This is a genomic window from Streptomyces sp. NPDC056169, assembly GCF_042268445.1.
Classification (GTDB): Bacteria; Actinomycetota; Actinomycetes; order Streptomycetales; family Streptomycetaceae; genus Streptomyces.
In genome coordinates, this window is the sequence record NZ_JBHJUO010000013.1 from 86029 (window position 1) to 102759 (window position 16731).

Genomic DNA, 16731 nt, shown 5'->3' on the forward strand with positions numbered 1-16731 from the left:
CGATGACCGCACCCCACGGCTTCTCCGTCTCCCGGTACGCCCCCGAGCGCGGCACGCTCGCCAGGCTGACCGCCCGCGACTCGGTGTTCCGCCGCCTCGACTGGCCGATCCTGCTGTCGGCGCTCGCGCTCTCCTTCATCGGGGCGCTCCTCGTGTGGTCCGCCACCCGGGGCCGCACCGAGCTGAACAACGGCGACCCGTACTACTTCCTCTTCCGGCACGCGCTCAACACCGGCATCGGGGTCGCCCTGATGATCGGCACGATCTGGCTCGGCCACCGCACGCTGCGCGGCGCGGTCCCGATCCTCTACACCCTGTCGATCGTGCTGATCCTCGCCGTCCTCACCCCGCTCGGCGCCACCATCAACGGCGCCCACGCGTGGATCGTCGTCGGCGGCGGATTCTCCCTCCAGCCCAGCGAGTTCGTGAAGATCACGATCATCCTGGTCATGGCGATGCTGCTGGCCGCCAAGGTCGACGCGGGCGACCAGCTCCACCCCGACCACCGCACCGTCGCCAAGGCCCTCACACTGGCCGCCCTCCCCATGGGCATCGTCATGCTGATGCCCGACCTCGGCTCGGTCATGGTCATGGCCGTCATCGTCCTCGGCGTGCTGCTCGCCTCCGGCGCCTCCAACCGCTGGGTCCTCGGCCTGATCGGCGCGGGCGTCGGCGGTGCGGTCCTCGTCACCGCGCTCGGCATGCTGGACGAGTACCAGATCAACCGCTTCGCGGCCTTCGCCAACCCCGACCTCGACCCCTCGGGCGTCGGCTACAACACCAACCAGGCCCGCATCGCGATCGGCTCCGGCGGCCTCCTCGGCGCGGGCCTCTTCAAGGGCTCGCAGACGACGGGCCAGTTCGTCCCGGAACAGCAGACCGACTTCGTCTTCACGGTCGCGGGGGAGGAGCTGGGCTTCGTCGGCGCCGGCCTGATCCTCGTCCTCCTCGGGATCGTGCTCTGGCGGGCCTGCCGGATCGCCCGCGAGACCACCGAGCTCTACGGCACGATCGTCGCGGCCGGCATCATCGCCTGGTTCGCCTTCCAGGCCTTCGAGAACATCGGCATGACGCTCGGCATCATGCCGGTCGCGGGCCTGCCGCTGCCGTTCGTGTCGTACGGCGGCTCGTCGATGTTCGCGGTCTGGGTGGCGATCGGGCTGTTGCAGTCGATCCGCGTACAGCGCCCGATGACGGCGTAGGACTAGATTCGTCTCATGGCGGAGACGAAGCGCGAGGTCGAGCGGAAGTACGAGGCCACGGGGGAGACCCGGGTACCGGACCTCACCCGGGTCCCCGGCGTCTCGGCGGTCGTGGACCGGGGCGTCATGGAACTCGACGCGGTCTACTACGACACCCCCGACCTGCGGCTCGCCGCCGACGCGCTCACTCTGCGGCGGCGCACGGGCGGGAGCGACGAGGGCTGGCACCTCAAGTTCCCCGTCGCCTCCGGCATCCGCGACGAGATCAGGGCCCCGCTGGCCGACACCCTCCCGGGTGAGCTGGCGGGGCTTCTGCGTTCCCGGGTCCGCGGCGGCGAGGTCGTCCCCGTCGTCCGCCTCCGCTCCGCACGGGACGTCCGCCACCTCGTCGACGCGACGGGCCGGCTCCTCGCCGAGCTGTCCGTCGACACGGTGCGCGCCGAGCGGCTGCCCGGGGGAGCGGAGGCCGGCTGGACGGAGATCGAGGTCGAACTCGCCGACGAAGCGGACGAGGCCGAGGGCACCGCCCTTCTCGACGCGATCGGGAAGCGACTCGGGAAGGCGGGCATCCACGCCTCGGCGTCCGCCTCGAAACTGGCGAGGGCCCTGACGGAGACGGCACCGCGGACCGGGTCCGGAACCCCGGGGACGCCGGCACCGGCTTCCGGCTCCGCGCGCGCCGGGAAGCGGGCGCGCCGAGCGGACGAGGCCGGAACCCCGGGGACGCCGCCGCCGGCACCGGCTTCCGGCTCCGCCGGGTACGCCGTGCTCGGCTACGTGCGGGAGCAGGTCGACGCGATCGTGGCGCTCGACCCGGCCGTCCGGCGGGACCTGCCCGATGCCCTGCACCAGCTGCGGGTCGCCTGCCGGCGGCTGCGCAGCGCGTTCCGGACGTACCGGAAGGTCCTCGACCGGGACGTCACCGAGCCCGTCGGCGCGGAGCTGCGGTGGCTGGCGGGCGAGCTCGGTGCCGCCCGCGACCAGGAGGTCCTGACCGAGCGGCTGCGCGGCCGGATCGACGCGCTGCCCCGGACCCTGCGCCTCGGTCCCGTCCGCGGCCGGCTGCGGAGCTGGAACGCCGTCCGCTCCCGGGGCGGCCGGCGCCGTACCCTCGCCGCGCTGGACTCGGCCCGCTACCTCGCCCTCCTCGACACCCTCGACGAGCTGCTCGCCGACCCGCCCCTGCGGAAGGCCGCGGCCCGCGACGCCCGTACGGTCCTCGCCCACGCCGTCCTCAAGGACCACGCCCGCCTCGGCGCCCGTGTCGACCGCGCCCTCGCCCTCGCGCCCGGAGAGGACCGCGACCTCGCGCTCCACGCGGCCCGCAAGGCCGCCAAGCGCGCCCGGTACGCCGCCGAGGCAGCCGCCCCCACCCTCGGGAAGCCCGCGCGGAAGGTCGCCCGGCGTGTGAAGTCCGTCCAGTCCCTCCTGGGCGAACACCAGGACGGCGTCGTCGCCCGCGAGGCCCTGCGCGAGCTCGCGACCCAGGCCCACGCGGCCGGGGAATCCGCTTTCACCTGGGGACTTCTCCACGGCCGCGAGGAAGCGGCGGCGGCCGAAGGGGAGCGCGACCTCCCCGGCGTCTGGGCCCGGGCCTCGGCCCCGGGGATCCGGGCGGCGCTGACCCGCTGAGCACCGGGGTACGCTTGAGAGTCGCCCCCCTGCCAGCTCACGAAGGTTCGAGATGTCTGCTGCCGAGTCTGTCTTCCCGCAGCTCGAAGCTCTGCTCCCGCACGTGCAGAAGCCGATTCAGTACGTCGGTGGAGAGCTGAACTCCACGGTGAAGCCGTGGGAGTCCGCCGACGTCCGCTGGGCGCTGATGTACCCGGACGCGTACGAGGTCGGTCTGCCCAACCAGGGCGTCATGATCCTGTACGAGGTGCTCAACGAGCGCGAGGGCGTCCTCGCCGAGCGCACGTACAGCGTGTGGCCGGACCTCGAGGAGCTCATGCGTGAGCACAAGGTCCCGCAGTTCACGGTCGACTCGCACCGTCCCGTCGGCGCCTTCGACGTCTTCGGCCTGAGCTTCTCGACGGAGCTCGGCTACACGAACATGCTGACCGCCCTCGACCTCGCCGGCATCCCGCTGGAGTCGAAGGACCGGACCGTCGACCACCCGATCGTGCTCGCCGGCGGCCACGCGGCCTTCAACCCCGAGCCGATCGCGGACTTCATCGACGCGGCGATCGTCGGCGACGGCGAGCAGGCCGTCCTCGACATGACCGAGATCATCCGCACCTGGAAGGCCGAGGGCAGGCCGGGCGGCCGCGAGGAGGTCCTCCTCCGTCTCGCGAAGACCGGCTCGGTCTACATCCCGGCGTTCTACGACGTCGAGTACCTGCCGGACGGCCGCATCGGCCGTGTCGTGCCCAACAGGTCCGGCGTGCCGTGGCGCGTCTCGAAGCACACCGTCATGGACCTCGACGAGTGGCCGTACCCCAAGCAGCCGCTCGTCCCGCTCGCGGAGACCGTCCACGAGCGCATGTCCGTCGAGATCTTCCGCGGCTGCACCCGCGGCTGCCGTTTCTGCCAGGCCGGCATGATCACGCGCCCCGTGCGGGAGCGAAGCATCACCGGCATCGGCGAGATGGTCGAGAAGGGCCTCAAGGCGACCGGCTTCGAGGAGGTCGGCCTCCTGTCGCTGTCCTCCGCCGACCACACCGAGATCGGTGACATCGCGAAGGGCCTGGCCGACCGGTACACGGAGGACAAGGTGGGCCTGTCCCTCCCGTCCACCCGTGTCGACGCGTTCAACGTGGACCTGGCCAACGAGCTGACGAGGAACGGGCGCCGCTCCGGCCTCACCTTCGCCCCCGAGGGCGGCTCCGAGCGCATGCGCAAGGTCATCAACAAGATGGTCTCGGAGGAGGACCTCATCCGGACCGTCTCCACCGCGTACGGCAACGGCTGGCGCCAGGTGAAGCTGTACTTCATGTGCGGCCTGCCGACGGAGACCGACGAGGACGTCCTCCAGATCGCCGACATGGCGATGAACGTGATCGCCGAGGGCCGCAAGGTCTCCGGCCAGAACGACATCCGCTGCACCGTCTCCATCGGCGGTTTCGTCCCCAAGCCGCACACCCCCTTCCAGTGGGCCCCGCAGCTGTCGGCCGAGGAGACGGACGAGCGGCTGCGCAAGCTCCGCGACAAGATCCGCGGCGACAAGAAGTACGGCCGCTCGATCGGCTTCCGCTACCACGACGGCAAGCCCGGCATCGTCGAGGGCCTCCTCTCGCGCGGCGACCGTCGCATCGGCTCGGTCATCCGCGCGGTGTACGAGGACGGCGGCCGCTTCGACGGCTGGCGCGAGCACTTCTCGTACGACCGCTGGATGGCGTGCGCCGAGAAGACGCTCCCCGACTTCGGTGTGGACGTCGCCTGGTACACGACCCGCGAGCGCACCTACGAGGAGGTCCTGCCCTGGGACCACCTGGACTCCGGTCTCGACAAGGACTGGCTCTGGGAGGACTGGCAGGACTCGCTCGACGAGACCGAGGTCGAGGACTGCCGCTGGACGCCGTGCTTCGACTGCGGTGTCTGCCCCGCGATGCAGACCGAGATCCAGGTCGGCCCGACGGGCAAGAAGCTGCTGCCGCTGTCGGTCGTGAAGTAGCGGTCGTGAAGTAGCGGTCGTGAAGTCGCGGTCGTGAGGTAGCGGTCGTGAAGTAGCGGGACAACGAAGAGGCGCCCGGAGGGATTTCCCTCCGGGCGCCTCTTCTTCGTGTCCTAGTGGTCGGACCCGGCCGAGGTCAGCTCGTCCTGGTCCTCCTGCCGGGGGCGGCGCGGTCCGGTGCCCTCGGCCAGGCGCGGCGACGGGGCCGGGGTGCGCTCGGCGACGGGCACGACGGCCGGTCGCAGGGCCTCCTCGCCGAGGAAGACCCGGCGGACGACCCGCTCGGCGGCGAAGCCGTCGTCCCAGGTGCAGAACCGCTCCCGGAAGGCCTGCCGCAGCGCGGCCGCCGGCTCGCCCTCCCAGGCGCCGCTGCGGAACGCCTCGATGAGCTGGTCCTCGGTGGTCGTGAGCACGCCGGGGCTGTCGCCGGGCTCGCCGGAGAGCAGGTCGAAGGTGACGCCGCGGCAGGTCCGGTACGCCTCCCAGTCGTCGGCGTACGTGACGATCGGCCGGTCGAGGTTGGCGTAGTCGAACATGATCGACGAGTAGTCCGTGACCAGTGCGTCCGCCGCCAGGCAGAGCTCCTCGACGGACGGGTGCCGCGACACGTCGACGAGCGCGCCCCGCTCGGCGAGGGAGTTCAACTCCGGGTCGCCGCCGTAGAAGTAGTGGGCGCGGACCAACAGGACGAAGTCCGGTCCGAGTTCGCGGGCGAAGCGGGCGAGGTCCAGCCGGGAGACGAAGGCGTCCTTCTGGTGGTCGCGCACGGTGGGGGCGTACAGGATCGCCGTCTTGTCGTGCGCGATGCCGAGTTCGCCGCGGATCCGGCGGACGTCCGCCGCGGTGGCGCGGTAGTAGACGTCGTTGCGCGGGTAGCCGGTGTTGAGGGTCTGGAAGGCGGCCGGGTAGACGCGCTCCCAGTTCTCGGTGGAGTGCCCGTTGGACGAGACGCTGTAGTCCCAGCGGTCGACGCGCTCCAGCAGCTTGTCGAAGTCCATGCTGCGGGCGACGGCCGGGTACTGCTGCTGGTCCAGGCCCATCCGCTTGAGCGGGGTGCCGTGGTGGGTCTGGAGGTGGATCTGGCCGGGGCGCTTGATCACGGCGTCCGGGAAGTTGACGTTGTTGACCAGGTACTTGGCCCGGGCCAGCGCCTTCCAGTAGCCGAAGGTGGCCGGGGCGATCCGCTTCAGGCCGGGCTGGAGGCTCGCGGCGTACTCCTGGTTGACGACCCACACCCCGCGGACGGAGGGCGCGATCCGCCTGGCCGCCTCGTGCACGGCGAGCGGGTTGCAGCTGGGGGTGCGGCCCCAGTACGCCGAGTACACGGCGAGGTTCTCGTCCACGGGGAGACGGCGCTGCACGGCGTAGTAGGCGCGCAGGGCCTTGCGGCCGCCCCAGCGCTTGGACCGGCCGAGGGAGCGCATGCCCGCCTCGCGGGTGCCGTTGACCACCTTGAGGCCTTCGAACCCGGTGTACGAGCCGCTCTTCAGCACCTTGAACTTCAGGCCGAGGACGCCGGGCGGCGGCGTGAAGCCCTTGGGTTCGAGGCTGCGGTAGACCTTGGACGCCTGCTTCAGGTACGCGCGGCGGTGGCCCTTGGGTATACGGAAGTCACGGGCGAAGGTGAACAGGAAGTGGGAGATCATCCGCCCGAAGACGGTCTTGCGGTACTCGTCGAGGCCGGGGCGGCCGTCGAGGTACTCGAAGACCCTCCGGTACTGGTCGAAGATCACGAAGTGCTTGCGCGGGGAGCTGCTGCGCATGGAGCTGCCGACCCGGCGCTGCCGGTACTCGACGACCACGTACTCCAGGCTCGCGACGCGCTGGGCGACGGCCATGGACGTGTAGACCATGAGCGCGTCCTCGTACAGCCCGTCGGTGAAGGCGTAGCCCTCGCCGGTGAAGAAGTCGCGGCGGTAGAGGCGGTTCCACACCACGGCGAACATCCGCAGCAGTTCGAGGTGGTCGGCGGAGCGGACGACCTGGTCGCGGATGCCGGCCAGGAACGGGCCGGAGTTGCTGGTCTCGACGGTGCCGTCCGCGTAGGTGCGGACGTGGTCGAGGAGCAGGACCTCGGGGTCCTCGGCCGCGGTGAGCCGCTCCGCCATGGCCTCGAAGGAGCCGGGGCGGATGGAGTCGTCGCCGTCGAGGAAGAGCAGGTAGTCGCCGCGGGCGTGCTCGACGCCGGTGTTGCGGGCGGCGCCGATGCCGCCGTTCTCGGCGCGGTGGACGGCGCGCACCCGCGGGTCGCGCGCGGCGAACTCGTCGATGATGGCGCCGCTGCCGTCGAGGGAGCAGTCGTCGACCGCGATGACCTCGAAATTCCGGTAACTCTGCGTAGTCACCGATTCGAGGCACTCGCGGATGTAGCCCTCGACCCCGTACACCGGGATGATCACGCTGAATCGGGGGGTAGCTGCAGCCGGCATGCGTCGTGTCTCCTCAGTCGAACCGCTCAAGCGCAGTATGCCGGAGGCTTTCCGCACCCCGGAAACCGCGTGCGCCCGCCTGTACGGTAAACGGCCCCCTCCCTGCGGGTGAGGGAGGGCCCAACGACAAGAGAACGCCCGAATTGCGGATCGTCTATCCTGGAGTGCTGCGGCGGTCGGGGACCGCCGCACAGTCATGCAGGCCGATGGACCGGTGAGGAATGTCCCGAGCGACCCTGGTGGTCCCCATACGTCACGCGCGTTCCCGCATGCCGGGGCGCGCGGAAACGGTCCTGCGTTCTTCTGTGTCCCTGGTCACCCCCCGGTTCCCGGGGCGGGGCCAGGCCCTCGTCCGTCCAGGTCGGGCCGGAACCCGGCGGCTAAGCTGCGAACCGGGTACCGGGACGAGTACTGCAGTTCGACGGCGGGCGTGCGGCCCAGCACGTCGCCCGGAGGATCCGTCCCGGAGGGCGACGACGCCCCCCGGCCGGCCGCCGGAAATCCCCTGGCACGCCCCGTCACCCCCTCAGGCGCTCGAGCTCGTCGAGCGGGTCTGAACCAGAAAGGAACGCAGAACTCCATGGCACCCCGGCTCAGCGTCATCGTCCCGATCTACAACGTGGCGGAGTACCTCCCCGCCTGCCTCAACTCGTTGGCCGTGCAGACCTTCCAGGACCTGGAAGTTCTCATGATCGACGACGGGTCCACCGACGACTCCAACGCCATCGCGCAGGAGTTCGCCGACAAGGACGCCCGGTTCCGGCTGATCCGCAAGGAGAACGCCGGCCTGGGTGCCGCCCGCAACACGGGACTCGACAGCCTGGCGCCGGAGTGCGAGTTCGTGACGTTCGTCGACAGTGACGACATGATCCCGCCGGACGCCTTCCGGCTCATGATCAGCAGCCTGGACGAGACCGGCTCCTCCTTCGCCACGGGCAACGTGGAGCACATCAACTCCACCCGCGTGTGGCAGTCGCCGATGCACCGGTTCCTTTCCCGGGGCGCCGTGCAGCGCACGCACGTCCGCGAGAACCGGAACCTCCTCACGGACCGCCTCGCCTGCAACAAGCTCTTCCGGCGCGACTTCTGGGAGCAGCACGGCCTGCGCTTCCCCGAGGGCGTGCTGTACGAGGACACCCCGGTCATCGTGCCCGCCCAGTACCTCGCCGAGTCCGTCGACATCATCAGCGACGCCACGTACTACTGGCGGCTGCGCGAGGGCGAGTCGAACCCGTCGATCACCCAGCGCCGCAACGAGCCCAAGGCGGCCCGGGACCGGGCCTCCGGTTGCGAGCACGTCAGCCGGTTCCTCGCCGAGCAGAACGACCCCGCCGCCGACGCGCTGAAGCTCGCGTACGACAAGACCGTCCTCACCGGCGACCTGCGCATCTTCCTCAACGTGATGCCCGACGGCGACGAGGAGTACCGCACCGAGTTCATGCGGGTCGCGAACAGGTTCCTCGACCAGATCGACGTCAAGCTGATCGGCACACTGCCCACGGCGCTGCGCGTCAAGTGGCTGCTCGTCCGCAAGCACGCCGCGACCGAGCTGATCGACTTCATCGAGGCGGAGCGGCTCGGCGAGCCGGTCGGGCTCGACGGCGTCGTCCGCAAGTACGCCCGCTACTCGGCGCTGGAAGCCCGCGGCGACCTGGTGCCCAAGAAGCTCCTGCGCGTCGACAAGGACCTCCAGCTGCGGTCTCCGCTGGACGACCTGACGTGGGAGGACGGCAAGCTGAAGCTGTCCGGCCACGCCTGGATCGACCGCGTCGACCAGAACGGCAAGCGCAGCGTCGTCAAGCTGCTCCAGCTGAAGAAGGACGGCACCCAGCGCCGCGTCCTCGTCCCGCTCGGCAACATCTTCGCCCCCGAGGCCACCACCGCCTCCGGGCACAAGGGCCGGGGCCACAGCTTCGACTGGGCCGGCTGGGAGACGGTCATCGACCCCGCCCGGTTCCGCAAGGGCGGCAAGTGGCAGGAGGGCCTCTGGCACGTGGGCATGCGCGTCATGTCCGGCGGCCTCGTGCGCTCCCGCTCCGTGCACTCGTACGGCACGGACCGCCTGACCTACCCGCCCTACCAGTGGCTCGACGACGACTTCCGGATCGTCCCGGAGGTCCGTCGCGCGGCGCTCAAGCTCCGCATCGAGAAGGTGCCGGTCGTCGTCAGCGGCTTCAAGGCCGAAGGCGACGAGATCGTCGTCGACGGCGTGTTCCGCGAGACCTTCCCCATGGGCACCGAGATCGTCCTCCGCGTCGCCAACCAGAACAGCGGCGAGGCGCTCACCTACCCGGTGGAGGTCCTCGGCGTCACCGGCGGGCGCACCCAGCTGCGGATCCGCGTGCCCCTGCGCGACGTGGCCCTGCTGCCGGAGCACCAGGACAGCGCCGAGGCCGCCTCCGGCGGCGGCGCCGACGCCGCGAAGACGATGCGCCGCAACTGGAGCACCCAGATACGGGTCACGGAGCCGGGCCAGGAGCAGCGCTCCGCCAAGGTCGTCGTCCAGGACGGCATAGCCGACCTCCAGATTCCCCTGCCCGCCGAGTTCGGCGAGGAAGCCATGCAGAACGAGGTGGCCGTCCTCTCCGGAGCCAACGGTTACCTGAAGTTCTCCGGCCGCCCGCTGCGCGCCAGGATCACCGGCGTCGCCTTCGCCGACGGGACCTTCCTCGTCCGCGGCGCCGCGCCCGTGGACCTGTCGGACCACCGCCTCGTCATCAGCGCCAAGGGCCGCTTCGACGAGCGCACCGTCCCGCTGAACGTCCTGCCGGACGGCACCTTCGAGGCCTCCTTCCGCCCCTCCGCGATGACGGGCACCAACGGCCGGCTGCCGCTCAAGGCGGGCCGCTGGGTGCTCCGCCTGGAGACCCCCGACGCGGAGCAGCCCCTGCCGCTCGTCGTGGACCGGCTCGCGGTCTCCCAGTTCCCGCTGGAGGGCTCGCACAGCGGCCGCGACTACCGCATGGAGGTCCACTGGCAGGACCACCCCCAGCTCAACTGCCTGCCCGACCTCACCGACCTGGAGCGGGGCGCCAACCGCCAGTACCAGCTGCGTACCGACGTCTACGAGCGCGGCCGCGAGCTGCCGCTGCGCGACGAGGTCCTGTACATCAGCTACAACGGCAAGCAGTTCTCGGACAGCCCGCGCGCGGTCCACGAGGAGCTGCTGCGCCGCGGCTCCGACCTGAAGCACCGGTGGCTGGTCCGCGACGGCCAGGTCGAGCTCCCCGACACGCTCGAAGCGGTCCGCTTCCAGGGCACCGACTGGTACGACGCCCTGGCGCGCTCGCGCTACATCATCACCAACGCCCACCTCCCGCACTGGATCAAGCGGCGGCCGGGACAGGTGATCGTGCAGGCCTGGCACGGCACGATGCTGAAGAAGATCGGCCTGGACATCGAGGCGCCCAAGTTCGACCCGAACTACCACGAGCGCCTGGTCCAGGAGGCGGCGAACTGGAACATCCTCGTCTCCTCCAACCGCTTCAGCACGCCGATCCTGAAGCGCGCCATGGGCTACAACGGCCTGATCGCCGAGACGGGCTACCCGCGCAACGACTACCTGTACGCCGAGGACCGCGACGAGCGGGCCCAGGAGGTCAAGGCGCGCCTCGGACTGCCCGAGGGCAAGAAGGTCGTGCTGTACGCGCCGACCTGGCGCGACGACCTCTCGCACGCCCGCGGCCAGTTCAAGTTCGACCTCCGGGTCGACCTGGACGAGGCCCGCCGCCGCCTCGGGGACGACTACGTCTTCCTGATCCGGCGCCACTCCAACATCGTGGACAGCATCCCGGGCGCCGGTAACGGCTTCGTCTTCGACGTCTCCGAGTACCCGGACATCGCGGACCTCTACCTGGCCGCCGACATCATGATCACGGACTACTCCTCGGTCATGTTCGACTACGCCCACCTGCGTCGTCCGATGCTGTTCTTCACGTACGACCTGGAGCACTACCGCGACCGGCTCCGCGGCTTCTACTTCGACTTCGAGCAGGACGCCCCGGGCCCGCTGGTCGAGACCTCGGACGACCTGCTCCAGGCCATCGAGGAGATCGACGAGGTGGCGGTCGCGTACCAGGAGAAGTACGACGAGTTCCACCACCAGTTCTGCGACCTCGACGACGGTCACGCGGCGGAGCGCCTCGCCGACCTGATGTTCAAGACGGCCCAGGACGGCGCGCCGCTGTAGGCGGTGCCCCGGGCGCACGGAAGAGCCCCGGGCGTACGGAGAAGCCCCGGTCCGCAGGTCTCCCTGCGGGCCGGGGCTTCGTCGTGCGGGCCGGGGCTCGTCCGTGCGGGCCGGGACCGGCTACCGCCCGCCGGTCACTTCTTGTCGATGATCTTCAGCGAGAGCTGGCCGTTGCTGGAGAAGTACGGGCGCAGTTCGTGCCGTGCGCCGGCGACGGCGGTGGGGACGGCGGACAGCCGGTTGCGCCAGCCGCCGCTCTTCGCCTTGGTGTCCTCGGCGGCCGCGACCGGGGCGCCGGAGCTCTTCACCACCGGGTACGGGTAGGTGAAGACGTCCATCGGGGTGAGCACGTCGGTGGCCAGCTTGCAGACGCGGATCCGGGCGGAGTTCTTGTCCGGCAGCAGCCAGAGGTCCCAGACGTCCTCGGCGCCGGCCTGGTGGAGGCGGGCCGCGGCGGCGTTGTCCAGGGTGGCCGTGAAGTGTCCGTCGGCGCCGGCCTTCACCGGGAAGGTGAAGTTCTTGTCGGCCTCCTTGCGGTGCACGGCCTCGATCAGGCTGCCGGCGCGGGGCTCGACGCCCCAGGCCGCCGCGTCGATGACGATCGAGGCGGCGCCGGCGTGCAGGGCGGCGACCTCGACGTGCTGGGCGCGCACGCGGCTCTGCACCCGCAGGGTGCCGTCCGTGTGGGTGTGCGGCAGCAGCAGCGACAGGGCGGGGCCCTCGGTGCGCGGAAGCTTCAGCGACAGGATCTGGAGGGTGTCGCAGCCGGACGACCGCAGCGGCAGGTCGAAGCCGGCGGAGCGGATCGCCAGCTCCCAGTCGCCCTCGACGAGCTTGCCGAGCGAGGGGACCAGCGCCTCCTCGCCGACGAAGGGGAAGACGACCTCGTCGGCCTTCTTGCGGATGTCCTTGCAGACCAGCTCGGCGTCGCTGTCGGCGGGCAGCCCGTCGATCCGCACCCGGAGGTCGCCCTGCGGGGTGACCACGGTGGCGGCCGAGCGCGGGACGGCCCGGCGGGCCCGCATGGTCTCCACGAGCCGCTCGAAGCGGGCGACGGTCTCGGCCTCCTGGAAGCGGACCACGTTGGCCACCGCGGCGGCCGCCATCTTCCGGCGCAGGTCCTCGTCGGAGATCAGCTTCTCGATGTGCTCGGCGAGCGCCACCTTGTCGCCGAGCGGCACGACGTAGCCGTCCTCGCCCTGCTTGATGATGTTGCGCGGGCCGTGCGGGGCGTCGTAGCAGATCGCCGGCAGACCGGCAGCCATCGCCTCGACGGTGACGTTGCCGAAGGCCTCCAGGTGGGAGGGGAGGACGAACACGGAGGCCTTGGCGAACTCCGGGGTGACCGGCGTGGCCGGGCCCATCAGGAAGATCTGGTTGTTGCTGTCCGTGTCGTTGATCTTCTTGCGCAGGTTGGCGCGCTCGGGGCCGGAGCCGTAGATCCGCAGGCTCCAGTCCGGGTGGCGCGGCGCCACGGTGGAGAAGGCCTCGATGAGGTCGCCGAAGCCCTTGTGGGTCTTCAGCAGACCGGCGGTGACGACGATCTTGTTGTCGCCGGTGGACATCTGGCCCTCGTGGGCCGGGATGCAGTTGGGCATCGGGGAGAGCAGGTGGGTCACGGCCGGGACGACGCCGGCGATGGTCTTGCACTCGTCCGGCGTCGGCGCCGTGATCGCGTCCATCTTCGGGTACGCGTCCCGGAAGAGGGCGTCACGGATGTGCGGGCCGTACCGCGCGGGCCGCGAGTGCTCCATCGCGACCTTCAGGAAGTCGCGGTCCGAGTAGGCCAGCATGATCGTGATCTTGGGGTTGTTGCTGACCACGATGTCGGCGTCGGTCGTGGCCAGGTACTCCATCAGCCGCTTCTCGGCCAGACGGCTGACCCACGGCTTCTTGTCCGTCGGCTCGTTCGGGTAGATGTGTGGGAAGACCTCGATCATCGGGTCGTCGCCGTCGTACGTGTGGGAGTGCTTCCGCATGTCCGTGAGGGCGAGGGTCTTCACCCGGGGATCAAGCGGGAAGAACGCCTGGTCGAGGTTGCGGCGGAGCGAGACCAGCTCGACCTCGTGGTGGTCCGCCAGCGCCTTGGCCAGGTTGTGGATGGCACTGACCACGCCGCCGATATGACAGCGGTCGACCAGAAGGAAGGATATTTTCATACCGAGCCTCAACGTGTCCTGGAGTAGGTGGGGGGATGCGCAAGAGGTGTGTGGGGGGACGGGCGTAGGGACCTAGGCTACGGGCCCACTCCTGGAGGCGGTGCCGAACCGTCCGCATCCGGCCGCGGAGGTGAACCGCGAACGGACCTTTCGCGTCTCCCGTGACATGTACCCGGAGAAAGAGGCCCCGCGGCCGGAACCCGAAGGCTGTCTGACGGCGGCCATCAGGATTCCCGTACGGATCGTGGTGCTGGTCGTCGTCGTGCCCCTGCGCCTCGTCTGGGACGCGCTCGCCCTGTGCGGCGCCTTTCTGAGCCGGATACTGCTGCGCCCGCTGGGCCGCGCGTACGACTGGCTCCACGAGCACCTCCTCGCCCCCCTGGGGCGCGCCGTCGCCCGGATGGCCCAAGCCCTCGCCGCGGCGGCGTGGTGGCTGTGCAAAGCGGTCCTCTACTGGCCCTGGCTGGGGCTGTGGCGCTACCTCGTCGTACCGCTCGCCGTCCACCTGATCGCCGCCCCGGCGGCCTGGCTGTACCGGACCGTCCTGGCGCCGCTCGGACGCGGCCTGGCCCGGGCGGCGGCCTGGGCGTACGCCCGGCTGCTCGCACCGCTCGGGCGCGGCGCCGGCCTGGCCCTGTGGGCGGTACTGGTCTGGCCGTGGACGGCCCTCTGGAGGTACGTGGCCGTACCCCTCGCCTCGGGGACGTACCGCTACCTCCTCACCCCGCTCGGCCATGCCCTCGCCTGGCTCGGCAGGGGCGCTGCCGCGGGCCTCGCCTGGCTCGGCAGGGGCCTCGCCGCCGCCCTGACGTGGCTGGGGAAGATCTTCGTCGTCGTTCCCGCCGTGTTCCTCTACCGCTGGGTCCTCACCCCCGTCGGACGGGTCCTCGCGGTGATCGCCCGCGAGATCGCCGACGCCTTCGCGGTCGCCTGGCGCGTCGCCGGGTACGTCTCCCTCGCCGTCGGCCGCGCCCTGAAGTGGCTCGCCCGGCACCTGATCGGGCGCCCCGCGAGCTGGTTCTACCGCAACGTGTGCACCCCGGTCGGGCACGTCGTCCGCGACGCCCTGTGGCGTCCGGCGAAGAAGGCCGCCGTGGAGACCGGCCGGGCGGTCCGCGCCGCCCTCGCCTCGGCACGGGACACCGTGCGCCGGGCGCGCCGCGACGCGTGGCACGCACTGGTCGGCGGGGAGCGGCAGCCGGAGCCTGTGAACGCCATACGGGGTCAGGCGCGTAACCTGGGAGGTGCTGCACCACAACAGACCGTTCCCGGCATGGTGGCCGAGGCCGAGATCTCCCCGCACCAGCGGGGGTGAGCCGGCCGGCCCCGAGGGAGCCCCCCGTACACCTGAGGGCGGCGCGCTCCCCGCGTCCGCCCCGCACCGAGGAGAAGAACCACTGGGCAAGCGACAGCCCGAAGGCCCGCCGCCCGCACCGGCGGTGCAGCGCATCCGACTGCGCTACACCAAGCGCGGCCGCCTCCGGTTCACCAGCCACCGTGACTTCCAGCGCGCCTTCGAGCGGGCGCTGCGCCGCGCCGAGGTGCCCATGGCGTACTCGGCCGGCTTCACCCCGCACCCCAAGGTGTCGTACGCCAACGCCGCCCCGACCGGTACGGGCTCCGAGGCCGAGTACCTGGAGATCGCGCTCACCCAGACGCGCGACCCCGAGATGCTGCGGGCTCTGCTCGACGAGTCCCTTCCCGCGGGCCTCGACATCACCGACGCCGTCGAGGCCCGGACCTCGGGTCTCGCCGAGCGGCTCACCGCATCCGTGTGGGAGCTGCGGCTCGAAGGCGTCACCGTCGAGGAAGCGCAGAAGGCCGCCGAGGCGTTTCTCGCGGCCGAGACCGTGGAAGTACAGCGCAAGACCAAGAACGGCATCCGCACCTTCGACGCCCGCTCTGCGGTCACCGAGCTGACGGTGTCCCGTCCCCAGGGCGATCCCCAGGGTGATAGGCCGCTGGACAGCGCCTGTGCGATACTGCGGCTGGTTGTTCGGCACGTGACACCTGCCGTACGACCCGACGACGTCCTGTCCGGTCTCCGAGCTGTGGCCGACCTGGCGCCGCCGGTCCCCGCTGCGGTGACCAGGCTGGCGCAGGGGCTCTTCGACGAGGAGTCCGGCACGGTGACCGACCCGCTCGCGCCCGACCGCGAGGCAGTCACGGCCGCTTCATCCACGGCCGCCGCGACCGCCTCAGCGACGGCGCCGGGTGCAGGTACCGCGTAGGGAGCGGTCGTTGTAGCGCCGCCCTGGTACTCGGGAGCCACCTGGGTCGGGCAGCGCACTGACCAGGAGACTTTCGCCAGGCCGTCCGCACAGGGCGTACGGAACCGGCGAGCCAGACATCAGCTCCCGTGCGGCGCCCGCGCCCCGGACGGCGGCACCGCGCCACAGGCGTGATCGTGCCGCCGGACCGGAACCAGGCGCGGCGCCCGGGAGCGTGACGGGAGAACCCCGCATGCTCGAGTCCAACGAAGACACCAACGCCCCCGGTGACAAGCTGCCGCCGCGCCGTCGGCGCCGCGCCGCTTCCCGCCCCGCCGGTCCGCCGGTGACGGCCGGAGCCGAGGCCACCGACACCCAGGCGACCGCCGAGACCCCGGCCGTGGAGGCCGCCCCGGTCGAGGCCGAGGCCGCCCCCGCGCCGCGCACCCGCCGCCGCGCCACCCGCAAGGCCACCGCCCCGGCAGTGGAGACCGTCGAGGTCGGCGCCCCCCTCGCGGAGGTCCCCGCCGAGACCGCGCCGGTCGCCGAGACCCCCGCCGCTCCGGCCGACGACGCCGCCGAGGCCGCTCCGGCGCGTCCGACGCGTCGCCGTGCCACCCGTAAGGCCACCTCGCCGGTGACCTCCACGGCCGCCGCCGAGGCCCCCGCCGCACAGGTCGAGGAGACCGCCACCGCTCCGGTCGAGGAGACCGCCGAGGCCGCTCCGGCGCGTCCTGCGCGTCGCCGTGCCACCCGTAAGGCCACCTCGCCGGTGACCTCCACGGCCGCCGCCGAGGTTCCCGTCGAGGCCGCGCCGGTCGCCGCGCCCGCCGCCGCTCCGGTCGAGGAGACCGCCGAGGCCGCTCCGGCGCGTCCTGCGCGTCGCCGTGCCACCCGTAAGGCCACCTCGCCGGTGACCTCCACGGCCG

The 16731-nt window shown here is 71.4% G+C and carries 8 protein-coding genes and 1 pseudogene; 7 read left to right on the top strand and 2 right to left on the bottom strand.

Annotated elements, in window-relative coordinates; genetic code table 11:
- The first annotated feature begins 2 nt into the window (after positions 1 to 2).
- From rodA to ACFC0G_RS22475, 3 genes are read left to right on the top strand one after another with little or no spacing between them, the layout of a single operon-like run.
- Positions 3 to 1202 carry a rod shape-determining protein RodA gene (gene rodA, locus ACFC0G_RS22465; RefSeq protein ID WP_376405915.1) on the top strand — a complete coding sequence of 400 codons (1200 nt, stop codon included), beginning with the start codon at positions 3 to 5 and terminating at the stop codon, positions 1200 to 1202.
- A gap of 15 nt (positions 1203 to 1217) precedes the next feature.
- The gene (locus tag ACFC0G_RS22470; RefSeq protein ID WP_376405917.1) at positions 1218 to 2834 is read left to right on the top strand and encodes a CHAD domain-containing protein; all 1617 of its coding nucleotides are present in this window, start codon (positions 1218 to 1220) and stop codon (positions 2832 to 2834) included.
- A gap of 52 nt (positions 2835 to 2886) precedes the next feature.
- Positions 2887 to 4815 (top strand): TIGR03960 family B12-binding radical SAM protein, encoded by a 1929-nt coding sequence (locus ACFC0G_RS22475; RefSeq protein WP_376405919.1) that lies wholly within the window; start codon positions 2887 to 2889, stop codon positions 4813 to 4815.
- Between the two features lie 113 nt (positions 4816 to 4928).
- On the opposite strand, the gene ACFC0G_RS22480 is transcribed toward ACFC0G_RS22475, so the two are convergent.
- The gene (locus tag ACFC0G_RS22480; protein ID WP_376405921.1) at positions 4929 to 7244 is read right to left on the bottom strand and encodes a CDP-glycerol glycerophosphotransferase family protein; all 2316 of its coding nucleotides are present in this window, start codon (positions 7242 to 7244) and stop codon (positions 4929 to 4931) included.
- 580 nt (positions 7245 to 7824) lie between these two features.
- Between ACFC0G_RS22480 and ACFC0G_RS22485 the strand changes: the two genes are divergently transcribed.
- Positions 7825 to 11433 carry a CDP-glycerol glycerophosphotransferase family protein gene (locus ACFC0G_RS22485; protein WP_376405923.1) on the top strand — a complete coding sequence of 1203 codons (3609 nt, stop codon included), beginning with the start codon at positions 7825 to 7827 and terminating at the stop codon, positions 11431 to 11433.
- Positions 11434 to 11567: 134 nt separating this feature from the next.
- Here ACFC0G_RS22485 and ACFC0G_RS22490 read toward each other — a convergent pair whose 3' ends face one another.
- A complete protein-coding gene (locus tag ACFC0G_RS22490) occupies positions 11568 to 13547 on the bottom strand; it encodes a glycosyltransferase (RefSeq protein ID WP_376405925.1) in 1980 nt (659 codons plus the stop codon).
- Between the two features lie 211 nt (positions 13548 to 13758).
- Between ACFC0G_RS22490 and ACFC0G_RS22495 the strand changes: the two genes are divergently transcribed.
- The 3 genes and pseudogenes from ACFC0G_RS22495 to ACFC0G_RS22505 form a co-directional block, all read left to right on the top strand.
- Positions 13759 to 14907: a hypothetical protein gene (locus tag ACFC0G_RS22495; RefSeq protein ID WP_376405927.1), complete on the top strand. Its 1149-nt coding sequence runs from the start codon at positions 13759 to 13761 to the stop codon at positions 14905 to 14907.
- 124 nt (positions 14908 to 15031) lie between these two features.
- Positions 15032 to 15823, top strand: a complete 792-nt coding sequence (locus ACFC0G_RS22500; protein WP_376405929.1) for a TIGR03936 family radical SAM-associated protein — start codon at positions 15032 to 15034, stop codon at positions 15821 to 15823.
- Between the two features lie 232 nt (positions 15824 to 16055).
- A pseudogene (locus ACFC0G_RS22505) lies at positions 16056 to 16731 on the top strand (ribonuclease E/G); the annotation flags it as partial.

Excerpts from the sequence above, each read along its gene's own strand:
- ACFC0G_RS22480 (WP_376405921.1), bottom strand. The coding sequence starts at position 7,244 with ATGCCGGCTGCAGCTACCCCCCGATTCAGCGTGATCATCCCGGTGTAC.
- ACFC0G_RS22475 (WP_376405919.1), top strand. The coding sequence starts at position 2,887 with ATGTCTGCTGCCGAGTCTGTCTTCCCGCAGCTCGAAGCTCTGCTCCCG.
- rodA (WP_376405915.1), top strand. The coding sequence starts at position 3 with ATGACCGCACCCCACGGCTTCTCCGTCTCCCGGTACGCCCCCGAGCGC.
- ACFC0G_RS22495 (WP_376405927.1), top strand. The coding sequence starts at position 13,759 with ATGTACCCGGAGAAAGAGGCCCCGCGGCCGGAACCCGAAGGCTGTCTG.
- ACFC0G_RS22470 (WP_376405917.1), top strand. The coding sequence starts at position 1,218 with ATGGCGGAGACGAAGCGCGAGGTCGAGCGGAAGTACGAGGCCACGGGG.
- ACFC0G_RS22485 (WP_376405923.1), top strand. The coding sequence starts at position 7,825 with ATGGCACCCCGGCTCAGCGTCATCGTCCCGATCTACAACGTGGCGGAG.